A 12,807-nucleotide genomic window follows, 5' to 3' on the forward strand; every position below is an offset into this window, starting at 1 on the left:
CCACAGAAGTCGTCCGTGGAACGCTAGGATTGCCACGGGAACCGCCGTGGAATCCGGAGGAGACGCGAGTCGAAGCGGTCTGTTTTGAGAAGTCCGATGCCGAAGAGTCCGGCTACGACGACGGGAACCCAGTTGCCGAACCACGCGTTGATACCGCCCCAGAGGATGACGAAACTCACCAAGTCGTCGAGCATGAACTCGGTCGAATCGAGGCGCGTGAGTAAGGCCGTCCGGTCGAACGCCCAGTCGAGTGCGAGAACAGCAATCGTCGCACTCACGACCCACCCGGCGTAGTTCGACAGGGGAACGCCGTAGAACAGGGTAGCACCTTCGCCGAGTCTGTAGTACTCCCAGAAGCCGAGTGCGACCGCACCGGGGTCGAGGACGACGTCCATCGCCAAGACGGTGAGGATGACGGCGACGAGTCGAACCACTGTATTCTGTGCGCGACTTCCGAGCAACAAGAGACACAGCAGGTAGGCGTTCATCACGAGTGGGATGAAGAACACCGGCAAGCCGATGGGGACGCCCGCGACAGTCGGCCCGAGGTCGATGCCGTAGTAGAACCACCCGTAGGGCCAGCCAGTCGTGATACCGGTGTACTCGATGACGTAGGCGTAGGCGGTCAGTGCGCCGACGCCGACGACGGCCCGGCGGGTGAACAGTGGGAGAACGCCGACGATGAGCGGCGAGCGCATCACGACGGTTCCGAGGAGGATGAGAAACGCGTTGAACGCCAGTGGGTCCGGAAGCCACCCCATCGCGCTCGCGACGAGGAGGACCGCACCGTTCAACGGGAAGAACACGGAAATCGTAAAGCGATTCTCTCGAACGAGTCGGTCGAGTGCCGCTTCGGCGGCTCGACGCGTTCGAGGAAGTCGAAGTCCCTCAACCATACACGATGCTCCAGAGTGCCCCGAAGGTGATGAGCATGCCGACGACGGTGTTCAGTGCGGGATACCACCAGTAGGCGTTCGAGACGTCGATGTCCGAACGAGCGATTCCAAGGACGACCAGCGGATACGCCGCGAGTAAGGCACCAAGGCGGATATCAACCGTCGCAAACGCGAGCGCGGCACCCGCCCACACCAGCGCGCAGTACCAGTACGTCCGGCGCTCACCGAGCATCGTCGCCGTCGTCTGAATCCCTGCGTCTCGGTCGGGTTCGATGTCGGGAATCGCCGAGAAGGTGTGCATCCCCATCGTCCAGAGCCACGCGCCGACGATAGCGAGCGCAGGGGGATTCACGCCTGCAATTGTCGCGTAGGCGGCCACACCCGGAAGGATGTAGAGACCGTTCGAAACCGAATCCAGAATCGGCGTCGTCTTGAATCGGAACGGCGGGGCACTGTACTCGATAGCGAGGAAGAAGTGGGCGACGAGCCACGGCCACGCGAGTTGCGGCGTGAGTACGAAGAGGCCGAGGCCGAGCAGGCCGCTTCCGACGACGAGTGCGAGGTTGAGTGGGTCACCACGCCAGCGCGCTTCCCGGTCGTCTTTCTTCGGATTGGCTTCGTCTACGTCTACGTCGAACACGTCGTTGACGCCGTAGAGAAAGACGTTCGCCGGGACGAGAAAGTACGCAAAGAGTGCGATGGCTTCGACCGAGAAGAGGTCCGAAATCGAGGTGGCGGCGGTGACGACGCCGACGATGACGGGACCGGCCAAGTAGAGCCAGAATCGAGGACGCGAGAGGACCAACAGGTAGGCGAGTCGGTCACGAAGGCCGCCGGTCGAAGTCGATGCCATCTCTGTCTCCGTCATCGCGCGTCTTCAGCCATCTTCTCCGCCGTGAGTTGCCCGCTGATGAGGCACATCGGCACGCCGATTCCAGGAGTCGTGAACGACCCAGTGAAGTAGAGGCCATCGACCTTCTTTGAGGCGTGACCGGGCCGGAGCAGTGCGGTTTGGGTGAGCGTGTGGGCGAGGCCGAGCGCCGTCCCTTGCGTGCTGTTGTAGCGACTGGCGAAGTCGTTCACGCAGAAGGATTCTTCGAGGACGATACGGTCTCGTAAATCGACGCCGGTGTTCTCCGCGATGTCTGCGAGTACGAGGTCACGGTAGGACTCGCGGAGTTCTGGCGTGTCTTCGAGTCCTGCCGCGATAGGGACGAGGACGAACAGGTTGCTGTGGCCTTCGGGGGCGACACTGTCGTCGGTCTTCGAGGGAACACACAGGTAGTAGGCGGGGTCCTCTGGCCACGCGGGGTCGTCGAAAATCGTCTCGAAGTGGTCGTCCCACTCCGTGGGGAGGACGAGCGTGTGGTGGGCGAGTTCGTCCACGTCGCCTTCGACGCCGAGATAGAGGAGGTACGCCGAGGGCGCGTACGTACGCGATTCCCAATAGTCCTCGCTGTACTGGCGTTTGCGCTCGGGGAGGAGTTCCTGCTCGGTGTGGGCGTAGTCGGCGTCGCTCACGACCTGGTCACAGAGGAACTCGCGGCCGTCTTCGGTTCGGACAGCGAAGCCACCGCGGAGCCCCGAAATGTTCGTCACTGGTGAGTCGGTGTGGTATTCGACGCCCAACTCTTCGCCGAGTTCGACTATCGCTTCGACGACGCCAGCGAGTCCGCCGTCGGGGTAGTACACGCCCATGTTGAAATCGACGTGACTCATGAGGTTGTAGAGCGCCGGGGTGTTGTCCGGTGCGCCGCCGAGGAACACCAGCGTGTACTGCATGATTTGCTGGAGTTTGGGGTGGTCGAAGTAGTTCTCGACGTGGTCCTGCATCGACCCGATGAGCGACAGGCCCCACGAGTATCTGAGTACGTCGAGGTCGATGTAGTCGCGCAGATTTGGCCGGTCGGTGTAGACGAAATGCTCCATGCCAATCTCGTAGTTGCGCTTGGACTTTCGGAGGTAGTCGTCGAACTTGTCGGCCGCACCGGGTTCGTAGGACTCGAACACCTCTCTGTTTTTGTCGAGGTCGGGGACCATATCCACCTGGTCGCCGTCTTTGAAGAAGATGCGATAGTGTGGGTCGAGTCGCGTCAGCCCGTAGTAGTCGTCCGGAGACCTCCCGAAGTACTCGAAGAACTGCTCGAACACGTCGGGCATGAGGTACCACGACGGACCCATGTCGAACTTGAAGCCGTCGCGTTCGAGGGTGCTGGCACGGCCACCGAGTTGCTCGTTTTTCTCCAAGACGGTGACGTCGGCACCCGCATCGGCGAGATAACAGGCCGTCGAGAGGCCGCCAAACCCACCGCCGATGACGACGACCGATTCGCCTGACAGAGAGTCAAGGTCCGAGACAGAATTCATGCAAGAGTGTAAGAACGACGTTCACATAAATCGACTGACCAAAGCGGGGTTCCGAGTAGTATAGCTTTAGCACGGCCACTCCCAATGGCGCGTATGGACGACACCACCGTCGTGGTTACGGGCGCGAGTTCCGGTATCGGGGCCGCAGTCGCCCGCGCATTCGGCGCAGAAGGAGCGACTGTCGTCGCCTGCGCACGCGATACAGACGCCCTCGACGCGGTTCTCGAAGATATCGAAGCCGCAGGCGGGACTGCCCATTGCCTGCGCTCCGACGTGCGCGACGAGTTCGACATGGAGCGCCTGATGGAGACGGCCGCCCGTCTCGGTGGCCCGATAGACGTACTCGTCGCCAACGCGGCCGTCATCCACGGGTCGCCCGGGGAGATGCCGCTGGCCGACGACTCCTATGCGGCCTTCGACGACTCGCTTCGAACCAACGTTCGGGGTGTCTTTACCGCCATCAAGGAAGCCCTTCCACACATGGCCGACGACAGCCGAATTCTCGTCCCCTCGGGCGGAATCGCCCGCGACGCGAAACCCGGAATGGGCGCGTACGCCGTCTCGAAAGCCGCCGCCGAAGCGGTCGTTCGACAGTTTGCGGTCGAACTCGACCAGCCAGTGGGGATCGTCGACCCCGGCCTCGTTGCGACAGAACTCACCGGCGGCAACGGCCGCGACCCAGACGACGTTGCACCGATGTTCGTGTGGGCTGGCGTCGAAGCCGACGCCGACGCCCTCGATGGCGACGTCATCGACCTGAAAGCGTGGAAGCAAGCGACTCGGTAAGTTCGATTCGAGCCACAGAATCGCCTGTCGAGCTACGAGAGAACTCGAATCGGGTAACTTATTAACGACAACAAGATTGTTCATAACATGAATCGGTCAACAGCCATCGGCGTCGGCAGCGTCGTCGTTCTCCTCGCGCTGTCTGCGTACGCGCTGACCACGGAGGCATGGAAACTGCTCGTCGTCTCGTGGGCCGCGTTTGCTGCGATGGCGCTCGCCGCCCCCCTCGGGGTTCGCTCCCGTGGCGACCACGCAGAGGGACTCGTCTGGAGCTACGGGCTCGCAAGCGGTGCGATGGTGACGAGTGCCGCCGTCTTTCTCGTCCCGCAGGCACTCGGTCACCACCCACAGTACGGCGGCTTTGGGATTGCCTTCGGTATCCTCGCTGGGTTCGGGTCTCACACTGTGGGACACCGATTTGCACACATGGACCTCCCAATCGACCGGACGGTGACAGAACTAGCCGCCCACGCCATCTCCGCAGGGGCGATTATCGGTCTCATCTACGGGAACATCGACGTTGGCGTCGGTCTCGGCCTCGCAATCGTCTCACACAAGGGTCCTGCTGGCTACGCCGCCGCCCGCCGACTCACAGCGAACAATCGCCCAGTCGCGCCGTTGTTGCTCCCTGCGGCGGGTCTCGGTATCGCCGCCATCATCTCCAGTGCGATTTCGGTCCCTGCTTCAGGTGCCGTTCGAGGTCTCGTCTTCGGCTTCGCATCGGGTGTCTTCCTCCACGTGGCGATGGACTTCCTGCCACGGTGTGAAATCGGCAGCGAGATTCACGACATGCTCTCTGTGGAAGACGAACACGCCCACGGCATCCTCGACCGACTTCGTTTCCACGCCGCGGCGAGTACGCTCGTCGGCGGATTCGTCGTCTTTGCGGCGTGGCTCGCACTCGGCTGAATACATTCGATTTTCTCAGAGAATTCGCTCGACGACGAGGAGGAGTACCGGCAGTGCGACCAAGAGGCCGAGAAAGACGATAAAATGCCGACGGGTCTTGACCGCCATCTCGAAGAGACGTTCGACTGTGGTCTCGTACCACGGGTACATGGCGACGAACACCACCGAAATCAGCGTGGCGAGTCCGGCAGTAAAGAGGACGACTGCAAGCCCAACCGGTTCGTCGAGAACCACCGCGATGGCAACAGTGTCGATGAGCGTCCCAACGTTCGCCCCGAGGATGTACGGGAGCAAATCGTCTCTGTCGACGTAGCCACGGACCGAGAGCGGAACGATAACACCGAGTGAGAACGCGACACTCGTACTCAGTGCCGTCACCGCGAACCCGAGGACGAACAAGAACCAGTGGTCTCTCTCGTGCCGTGTGAGCGACTCACGAATCCGGTCACCATCGATGGCGTTGAACGCCGAGTCGAACAGTCGAAGACTCCCCAAGAGGAGTCCGAGTGCGAGTACACCGGCCCCGAGTGGGCCGACCGTTTCGACGAGGCTTCGGATGATTGGTTCGAGCGAATCGAGTGCGGCGAATCGGATGGTGAATCGAGAAGCCACCGCAGAGAGACGGGGAATGAGGGGGCCAAGGGCGGCGTAGCCGAGTACGGTCACCGGGATATAGATGGTCCACGTGACGAGAAACGAAAGGACGCCGAACCACATCGCGTCTCGAAGTGAAACATCAGTCCGACGAATGTACTCGACTGACCCGACGAGGAGGACGATTGTCACCGACCCGAACCGCGACCCACAAATCATGAGAAATAGTTCGAGTGGCGTCACCAGCGCGTCGGTGAACAAGACCATGGCGAGCGCGGCGATGGCCGTGCCGTTGAGTACCGGATAGGTCGCCAACCAACTCGAGCCGAGTGCGGACAACGGTCCCATGATGACTCGATTCAAGATGGGAGTGAACGCGGGGACGAGCGCCGCAGACGCCCCGCTCAGCAAGCGAATCGAGAGGAGAAAGGCGACGACACCAACGATAATCGCACCGAGCGGTCGGACGACCGCACGAACACGTGCGTGGTGGGACGTTGCCTGCATACCCTCCCGTTACGACGTGGAGGTCAAGGAACTTGTTGTAAAATTCACAGAAAATTATAGGACGGCGTTCTCGTTCGGCAGTCAGCCTCGGAAGTACCCCCACGAGTGGAGTCTGTCGCCCTCGCCGTTTATCCAACGCTCGCCGATGTCGTCGCGGTAGTACATGTTGGGAAGCAGGATGTCGTCGATGCGTTCGTACGCCTGTGTCCGCGCGTCGGCCATCGTCTCGCCCATTCCGGCGACGAGCATGACGACGCCCGAGGTTCCGGCGACCCGCCACTGGTCGGAGACGCATTTTACGTCCTCGATGTGGATACCTTCGGATGCGTTTTCGAGGAGGTGACGTTCGGTCCATTCACGCGGCGGTTTGGACTCGAATCCGATTGGCGCGTTCGAGGCGAACTCCGAGAAGGTCTGCGGGTCGGTAAAGGGGAAAGGCGGCAGGCAGACGCGAACGCCGACTTGGAAGCCCGAGTGAACCTCGATTCCCGGGTCGCGTCCGCGCGAGATATCCGCGAATACCTTCGAAATCGGCGTCTTCATCGCCTCTTCCATGAGGAAAATCGTCGGATAACCGAATCGTGGGGTGAACTCCAGCGGATAGACGCCCTCGGCGTTGACGATACAGTTGAGGTCCATGTAGCCGACGTAGCCCTCTTCGGCGAGTTTCGATTCGAGGGGTTCGAGCGTTCGGCGATAGATGTCGTTCTTTCCAATCCACGTCATACTGGTTCCCATCTCACCCGTGGACGGGCCGACGTTGCCGGGGAACAGGCGCTTGTGCTCGAAGTTGATGCAGATGGGTGTGACGAACTGTTCGCCGTTGAAGAACGCGCCTACCGCGACTTCGACGCCGTCGGCGCGGCGCTGAATCTCGAATCGCTCGATTTTGTTGCCCCACGAACGCTTGTAGGATTTGAGGATGCGAACCACGTCGGAGCCATCGTCTTCCTCGCCGACGAAGACGAGGCGCTTGACGTTCTGAACGTTTCCGCTGGGTTTGATGACGTAGGCGTCGGGGTTCTGTCGAACCCACTCGACGGCCTCGTCGAAGTCGGTGAACTCCGCGTGCGGAAGCACGTCGATTCCGGCTTTCTTCAACTCACGCTGGCCGAAGTTTCGGTCGTCTTCGAGACGATCGGTGTAGGCGGTTCCGCCGACGACTGCCTTCCCTTCTTCGCGGAGTCGCTCGGCGTGGGTGCCGTAGCCGAAGATGTCGTCGAAGACGATGGTGTCGGCCCACTCTGTGTGTTCCTGCCAGTCGTAGACTTTCTCGACGAAGCCGTCAGCGATTTCGGCTTCGTCTTCGTTCTCGATGCAGTAGCGCACCTCGTGGCCTTCGTTGCGAACGCGCCACGCGATATCGCCGATGAGTCCGTCTATCGAGACGAAGAGGTAATTCATAGACTGTTACTCTCAGGGGAGCGTGAAAAATGTACGCTGACTGATTGACTCTCGCAGTGTGTTCAGGTCAGTCGCCGAAGTTGAATCGAGATGCCGAGACCCGAGACGAGGAGTATCACGAGGTTGAAAACGGCCTGGAAGGGCGCGCGGTACTCGGGCGTGACCCACGTCGAAATCGTCTGGCTGGCGTTCAGGTAGAACTGCAACACTGCGATGAGCGCGAGCAGTAACAGGCCTGCGAGGACCGCGTAGTCGAGATAGCGACGAAGACGGTTCGCAAACGCGCGGTTGTCGTCGTCGATGTCGGCATCGGGGTCTGGTGCGTGCTGGCGCTTCGTGGGCTGTGAGCCAGTGTTCGTCGTGGCTTCGTCGCTCATTGGTTCCACCTCCGAATGGCGAGGACACTCATACAGAGTGCCACGAGCGCGACGACTGGGCCAAAGCCGGGTGCGGCCGTGCCGGTTCTACTGCTGGCTTCTTCGTTCTGGTAGTCATCGTCACCGTCCGTCTGTCCGTTGTTTTCGAAATCGCTCACTTCTAGTTCCACTTCTTCTGTCGTCTCGTTCACGCTAATCGTCCTCGTTGGGTTCAGGTTTGCCGCGCCGCGGGCGGTGTCGATGACGACGCCATCGCGCACCAGCACCGCGTCGATGTAGTAGTTGTAGTCGTTCGGGACGGTGACGGGTGCGTCAACCGTCGCTGTTCGGCCGGGTCGGACCTCGCCGACATCGACCGTCGTCTGCGACGCCACGATGTTCGACTCGGCCTGTCGAAGCACAAATCGAACGCTCAGGTCGTCGGTCGGCGTGTCGCCAGTGTTCGTGAGCGTCGCACCCACGTCCAGCGTCGTCTGCTCGTCGTCAGCCTCGATAATCGAGAACGAGACGGGTGGCAGGGCTTCGCTCTCGGTGAACTCCGTGTTCGTCCGGAGATATGGCGGCTTGATTGCCTCGACGCCGCGGATACGCTGTTGTGTCGTATCGACGCGCTCGGTGTTTCGGTAGAGAATCACGTCGATGTCGTAGCCACCTTCACGCGGAACGGTGAGGTTCGCCCCGGCGGATACCTCACCATCTCTGGTGAGATTGCCGACCGAGACACGCTCTGTGGTGGTTCGAAGTCCCGACTCCGCGTCGATGGCGCGGACGAGGACGGTCACGTTGTGGGTCGGATTTCCGGCGTGGTCGATTCGTGTCTCGATATCCAGTGTTGCGGTCTCTCCGGTCGCCTCTCCGGCGGCGATAGAGACTTCAGAGACGGAGATTCGCCCCGGTCGAACCGGGCCGTCGTCTGTCGGGTCTGCGAGGACGCCGGGGACGACGAGGGCGGTGACGAGGGCGATGGCAACGATGCCAATCGCACCACCCGCGAGGAGGGCATTCCTATCCATAGATTGAAAATTTGTGGATAATGTATATGTTTTGTGTCTGACTAGTGAGCGACGAGAGTGGTAGACAGTTCTCGAGTCGAACTCGAACACCGTGGCTGTAGAGTTGCATTTTTATTCATTGGCTGAGGATGTGTGGCATGGCAACGTACGTCGTCGCAACCAACTCGGTCACCAACAGCGCAAAGCTCTGTGATTACCTCACTCGACGTATCAAGGACGGGGACGTTGTTCACGCTGTGAACTCTCATTTCGGCGGAGACGAAACCAACAGCGACGACGTTCGCGACGGTGACGACGCGCTCAACGTGGTCGCCTCACGACTCGGTGACCTCGTAACCGTCGAGACACACCAGTTGATTCGCGGGAACGAACCGGCGACAGACGTTCTCGACTACGTCAAAGAGGTCGATGCCGACGAACTCGTCATCGGTATCCGCAAGCGCAATCCCACCTCGAAAATCGTCTTCGGGAGTACCGCACAGGATATCCTCTTGAACTCGAACGTCCCGATGGCCGTCGTTCCGCTCGAAAAAGTGTAGGGCTTAGTTTCCGCGGCGGTATTCGACGAGCGTCATCTCGAATGCGGGTTCGGTCGTGTCCTCGTCGTAGAACGCGACGTAACCCGGAAGCGGACTTTCTGGCGTCACACAACTCTCCCAGAACAGACTATCGTTCATCGTGACGACGAAGTTCGCACACCGAAGGTCGGCATACGTGTTGATTTCGTCGACAGTCACCGACACGTTCCCATTCGGACTCGACAGTTCCCACGTGTCGCCGACTTCGAGCGTCTCACCCTCGACACTCGTGTAGTACGGTGAGTCGAACCCGAGCGTCGCAATCGACCCGGAGGGCGTCCCCGACAGTTCCGAGTACAACTCGTCTCGCGAGGCCGTCACCGTCTGTTCGGTCGTCTGGTTGGACGTGACGACGGTCGTTCGAATCGTGACCGAGGTCTCGTTCGCCTCGATGACTTCCCACTCGTAGGTCGCTGTCTCTTCGATGTTCGGACTCGTGATTTCGTAGCGGTAGTACTGGCCCGCACGGTACTGGGTTTCCCACGACTGATTGAAATCGAACTCGGTCGTACTCATCGCCTCTTGCGAGCCACCGTCAGCGTCAGTTGCTGTTTCGGTTGCTGTCCCATCGACCGCGGTCGTCGCGGCCGATTGGTCTTGTCCACCACCGACGCCACCGCCACACCCTGCGAGGAGGACGAGTAGCGACACGGCGAGTATGCTCCACAGTCGGTTCATACGCGCTCATCGGGACTCGATTAGATAATCCCATCGCGAACTGGCAGGCAAAATAGAATTTCGTCGCTGTTTACTCGCCGTCGAGGACTTTCTCGGCGAGCGTCGGGACGAAGGTACCAATGTCGGTGACCATCCCAATCGCCTGCGACGACCCACGGTCGAGCAGTTGCGTCACCGTTGCGGGGTTGATATCGACACAGACCGTCTTCGCAGTCGAGGGCAGACAGTTACCGACGGCGACAGAGTGCAAGAGCGTCGAGAGCATGAGGACCATGTCGGCCTCGTGTGCCTGCTCGCGAATGGCGTTCTGGGCTTCGATGGTGTCGGTGATGGTGTCTGGAAGTGGGCCGTCGTCACGAATCGACCCCGCGAGGACGTACGGTACGTCGTTTTTCACACACTCGTACATCACGCCTTCTTTGATGAGTCCGTCCTCGACGGCCTCGGCGATACCGCCCGCGCGGATGACCTCACTGATGGTGTAGATGTGGTGTTTGTGGCCTTTTCGGGGGTGTTCCATCGTCTCCATGTCCATGCCGAGCGAAGTTCCGTAGAGACCGCGTTCGATGTCGTGGGTGGCAAAGCCGTTGCCTGCCGAAATCATGTCCACGTAGCCCTCACGGATGAGGTCGGCGAGTGCGTCGCCGCCGCCGGAGTGGATGAGTGCCGGGCCAGCGACGACGAGGACGTTACCGTCTTCGTCTTTCGTCTCGTGAATCGCGTCTGCGACCTGCTCGATGAGTGAGTCAGATGGGCGTTCAGAGGAGACACCGCCTTGCATGAACCCGAATGGGCCAGATGCGTCGCGGGGGCGTTCCGGGGGCTTGACGCGGATACCTGCTTCGTCGGTCACGACGAGGTCGCCTTCTTCGATGCCGTTGAGGACTTTCGTGTAGGCGCGGGCTGGCTCGTCGTCGTCACCCGGCTCGACGACGATTGCGCAGTCCATCTCGATATCTTCGACCGGGAGCCACTCACCGTCGTATCGAACTTCAGTCGGGTGGTTGGTCGTCGAATAGAAGCCAAGCGGGACGACCTGGTCGGCGGGCGAGGGTTCGACGTGTGCGTCTACCGGGTCGGTGAGGTTCGCACCGATTTGGTGCAGTTCGTGGAGAATTTCCTGCAACTCCCGGTCGTCGTCGGCGTGAACCGCCATCCGGCAGTAGGAAGTCTTGTCTTTCTGTCGGCCAACATCGAACTCTTCGATGTCGAAGTTCCCACCGAGGTCCATCACGATACCCATGGCCTGCTGCATCATCCCCGAGTCGATGATGTGGCCTTCGAGTTCGACGGTGCGCGTCTTCGTCATTGACGGAAAATTGACCGAGGGGGTCAAGTGGGTTACGGACGCGGCGACTCGAATTCGAAACTACAAGTTGGCCCGCAGGAACGTCACGAGGTGGCCGAACGTCTGTTCGAAGCCACGGTCGTAGTGCGTAAAGTGGCCGACTGGCAGTTCGACGAGGGTCGAATCGGGGAGGTCGTCGGCGAGGTCAGCGATGCCGTCCGCGGGCGCAACGTCGTCACGGGTGCCCGAAATGAGCAGCGTCGGGCAGTGAATCTCCTCGGGGTCCGAGACAGCGCTATACCGGAACAGCGAGAGGAAGATTCGCGCCGGTGTCTCGTCTTTCCACGTACTCCCCGGCGGAACGAGTTGGCGGAACGAGGCCCGGACGCCCGGGTCTTCGAAGACCGAAATGGTCGTTCCATCCCCAACGACGGGGACACGATACGGGCCGAGTACTCGGGACTGGAGTTTGTCTCGGACGCCCGCGACGAGCGCCGAGAGCGTTCCTTTCGGGCCACGGCCAGCGAACACTGCGCTCCCATCGAGCATCGGATGCTGGGCGACGACGGCCGCGACGTTTCCGTCTTCGGCGGCGGTACGAAGTGCGTAGCCTCCGGAGAGACCGATGCCCATCAAGACGACCTGTGAAGTGTCAATTTCTGCCTGCTCGCGGATGCCGTCGATGGCCGCGTGCCAGTCTGCGACCTGTGAGTCGGGGTCAACGAGGTTGCGCGGGTCGCCCGAGGAGTCGCCGGTATTTCGGTAGTCGAAGAGGAAGACCGCGAACCCGGCTTCTGCGAGGCGCTCTGCGTACCGCCGCAGACCAAACCGACGCTCGGCGGCGAGCTCACCAGCCAAGACGAGTACTGGTGGTGATTCCACGTCGTCCGGACGGTAGAGCCATCCAGTACACGCTACTCCCTCGCTGTCGAAGGTGAGCGTCACCCGTGAGTAATCGAAGTGGGAGGGGCGTCGAGGCCCGCGTTCGCGGGTGACCGGCCCTCGGTGACGCCACGCGCTCACGGTGCGTCCTCCTCGACGAGGGTGTCGAGTACGAGGTCGGTCAGCTCGTAGTCGTCCAGTCGGTACTCGTTGTAGCCGTGAACCCACGCTTCTTTGAGTTCCCACATCGCCTGCACGTCGTCGTCGCTACGGAGTACCGTCGCCTCAACGGTCGTCGGTTCCCACTCTCCCTGCGAGAGTTCGAGAAATGCCTTGACGGCGCGGCCGATTTCGCCGTGGTCGGCGTGTATGTCGGGAAACGAGGTGAGATAGACGATGGACACCGATTCGCCGAGCGACACCGACTCGACGCTGATACCGTTGCCACGGAGTTCCTCCTCCACCGCGGCTTTCGGTTTGAGGTCGTTCATGCGAAATGATACGGCACCCGTTGGCTAAACGTTTACC

At 60.9% G+C, this 12,807-nt stretch carries 14 protein-coding genes; 3 read left to right on the top strand and 11 right to left on the bottom strand.

From position 1 onward, the window contains the following. Positions 1 to 23: 23 nt before the first annotated feature. Genes cruF through ACK509_RS12510 form a run of 3 tightly spaced genes read right to left on the bottom strand, consistent with a single transcriptional unit; the run spans position 24 to position 3,263 of the window. Positions 24 to 896: a bisanhydrobacterioruberin hydratase gene (cruF, locus tag ACK509_RS12500; RefSeq protein WP_410766871.1), complete on the bottom strand. Its 873-nt coding sequence runs from the start codon at positions 894 to 896 to the stop codon at positions 24 to 26. Beyond that, complete coding sequence (locus ACK509_RS12505) at positions 889 to 1,764, bottom strand: prenyltransferase (protein ID WP_410766872.1); 876 nt, start codon at positions 1,762 to 1,764, stop codon at positions 889 to 891. Before ACK509_RS12505 ends, cruF begins: the two co-directional genes overlap by 8 nt. Beyond that, positions 1,761 to 3,263, bottom strand: coding sequence for a phytoene desaturase family protein (locus ACK509_RS12510; RefSeq protein WP_410766873.1), 1,503 nt, complete (start codon positions 3,261 to 3,263; stop codon positions 1,761 to 1,763). Before ACK509_RS12510 ends, ACK509_RS12505 begins: the two co-directional genes overlap by 4 nt. A 93-nt stretch (positions 3,264 to 3,356) precedes the next feature. Here ACK509_RS12510 and ACK509_RS12515 point away from each other — a divergent pair, with 93 nt between their 5' ends. After that, complete coding sequence (locus tag ACK509_RS12515; protein ID WP_410766874.1) at positions 3,357 to 4,049, top strand: SDR family NAD(P)-dependent oxidoreductase; 693 nt, start codon at positions 3,357 to 3,359, stop codon at positions 4,047 to 4,049. A gap of 87 nt (positions 4,050 to 4,136) precedes the next feature. Next, a complete protein-coding gene (locus tag ACK509_RS12520) occupies positions 4,137 to 4,958 on the top strand; it encodes a ZIP family metal transporter (RefSeq protein WP_410766875.1) in 822 nt (273 codons plus the stop codon). Between the two features lie 15 nt (positions 4,959 to 4,973). Here the strand turns inward: ACK509_RS12520 and ACK509_RS12525 are convergent, their stop codons facing one another. The 4 genes from ACK509_RS12525 to ACK509_RS12540 all read right to left on the bottom strand — a co-directional run bounded on the left by ACK509_RS12525 (position 4,974) and on the right by ACK509_RS12540 (position 8,853). Beyond that, a complete protein-coding gene (locus tag ACK509_RS12525; RefSeq protein WP_410766876.1) occupies positions 4,974 to 6,059 on the bottom strand; it encodes a sodium:phosphate symporter in 1,086 nt (361 codons plus the stop codon). A gap of 81 nt (positions 6,060 to 6,140) precedes the next feature. Beyond that, positions 6,141 to 7,463: a phosphoribosylamine--glycine ligase gene (locus ACK509_RS12530; protein WP_410766877.1), complete on the bottom strand. Its 1,323-nt coding sequence runs from the start codon at positions 7,461 to 7,463 to the stop codon at positions 6,141 to 6,143. A 62-nt stretch (positions 7,464 to 7,525) separates the two neighbouring features. Further along, positions 7,526 to 7,840, bottom strand: coding sequence for a hypothetical protein (locus ACK509_RS12535; RefSeq protein WP_410766878.1), 315 nt, complete (start codon positions 7,838 to 7,840; stop codon positions 7,526 to 7,528). After that, positions 7,837 to 8,853, bottom strand: a complete 1,017-nt coding sequence (locus tag ACK509_RS12540) for a PGF-CTERM sorting domain-containing protein (protein ID WP_410766879.1) — start codon at positions 8,851 to 8,853, stop codon at positions 7,837 to 7,839. Before ACK509_RS12540 ends, ACK509_RS12535 begins: the two co-directional genes overlap by 4 nt. Positions 8,854 to 8,990: 137 nt before the next feature. Here ACK509_RS12540 and ACK509_RS12545 point away from each other — a divergent pair, with 137 nt between their 5' ends. Next, positions 8,991 to 9,392, top strand: coding sequence for a universal stress protein (locus ACK509_RS12545; RefSeq protein WP_410766880.1), 402 nt, complete (start codon positions 8,991 to 8,993; stop codon positions 9,390 to 9,392). A 3-nt stretch (positions 9,393 to 9,395) separates the two neighbouring features. Here ACK509_RS12545 and ACK509_RS12550 read toward each other — a convergent pair whose 3' ends face one another. The 4 genes from ACK509_RS12550 to ACK509_RS12565 form a co-directional block, all read right to left on the bottom strand. Further along, a complete protein-coding gene (locus ACK509_RS12550; protein ID WP_410766881.1) occupies positions 9,396 to 10,109 on the bottom strand; it encodes a hypothetical protein in 714 nt (237 codons plus the stop codon). Between the two features lie 70 nt (positions 10,110 to 10,179). Further along, a complete protein-coding gene (locus ACK509_RS12555; protein WP_410766882.1) occupies positions 10,180 to 11,418 on the bottom strand; it encodes a TIGR00300 family protein in 1,239 nt (412 codons plus the stop codon). A gap of 60 nt (positions 11,419 to 11,478) precedes the next feature. Beyond that, positions 11,479 to 12,420, bottom strand: coding sequence for an alpha/beta hydrolase (locus tag ACK509_RS12560; protein ID WP_410766883.1), 942 nt, complete (start codon positions 12,418 to 12,420; stop codon positions 11,479 to 11,481). Next, positions 12,417 to 12,770 (bottom strand): hypothetical protein, encoded by a 354-nt coding sequence (locus ACK509_RS12565; RefSeq protein ID WP_410766884.1) that lies wholly within the window; start codon positions 12,768 to 12,770, stop codon positions 12,417 to 12,419. The genes ACK509_RS12560 and ACK509_RS12565 overlap by 4 nt, the downstream gene beginning before the upstream one ends. Positions 12,771 to 12,807 lie beyond the last annotated feature (37 nt).

Source organism: Haloferax sp. DFSO60, assembly GCF_046557615.1.
In the GTDB taxonomy this organism is placed as follows: domain Archaea; phylum Halobacteriota; class Halobacteria; order Halobacteriales; family Haloferacaceae; genus Haloferax.

Excerpts from the sequence above, each read along its gene's own strand:
- cruF (WP_410766871.1), bottom strand. The coding sequence starts at position 896 with ATGGTTGAGGGACTTCGACTTCCTCGAACGCGTCGAGCCGCCGAAGCG.
- ACK509_RS12505 (WP_410766872.1), bottom strand. The coding sequence starts at position 1,764 with ATGACGGAGACAGAGATGGCATCGACTTCGACCGGCGGCCTTCGTGAC.
- ACK509_RS12510 (WP_410766873.1), bottom strand. The coding sequence starts at position 3,263 with ATGAATTCTGTCTCGGACCTTGACTCTCTGTCAGGCGAATCGGTCGTC.
- ACK509_RS12515 (WP_410766874.1), top strand. The coding sequence starts at position 3,357 with ATGGACGACACCACCGTCGTGGTTACGGGCGCGAGTTCCGGTATCGGG.
- ACK509_RS12520 (WP_410766875.1), top strand. The coding sequence starts at position 4,137 with ATGAATCGGTCAACAGCCATCGGCGTCGGCAGCGTCGTCGTTCTCCTC.
- ACK509_RS12525 (WP_410766876.1), bottom strand. The coding sequence starts at position 6,059 with ATGCAGGCAACGTCCCACCACGCACGTGTTCGTGCGGTCGTCCGACCG.
- ACK509_RS12530 (WP_410766877.1), bottom strand. The coding sequence starts at position 7,463 with ATGAATTACCTCTTCGTCTCGATAGACGGACTCATCGGCGATATCGCG.
- ACK509_RS12535 (WP_410766878.1), bottom strand. The coding sequence starts at position 7,840 with ATGAGCGACGAAGCCACGACGAACACTGGCTCACAGCCCACGAAGCGC.
- ACK509_RS12540 (WP_410766879.1), bottom strand. The coding sequence starts at position 8,853 with ATGGATAGGAATGCCCTCCTCGCGGGTGGTGCGATTGGCATCGTTGCC.
- ACK509_RS12545 (WP_410766880.1), top strand. The coding sequence starts at position 8,991 with ATGGCAACGTACGTCGTCGCAACCAACTCGGTCACCAACAGCGCAAAG.
- ACK509_RS12550 (WP_410766881.1), bottom strand. The coding sequence starts at position 10,109 with ATGAACCGACTGTGGAGCATACTCGCCGTGTCGCTACTCGTCCTCCTC.
- ACK509_RS12555 (WP_410766882.1), bottom strand. The coding sequence starts at position 11,418 with ATGACGAAGACGCGCACCGTCGAACTCGAAGGCCACATCATCGACTCG.
- ACK509_RS12565 (WP_410766884.1), bottom strand. The coding sequence starts at position 12,770 with ATGAACGACCTCAAACCGAAAGCCGCGGTGGAGGAGGAACTCCGTGGC.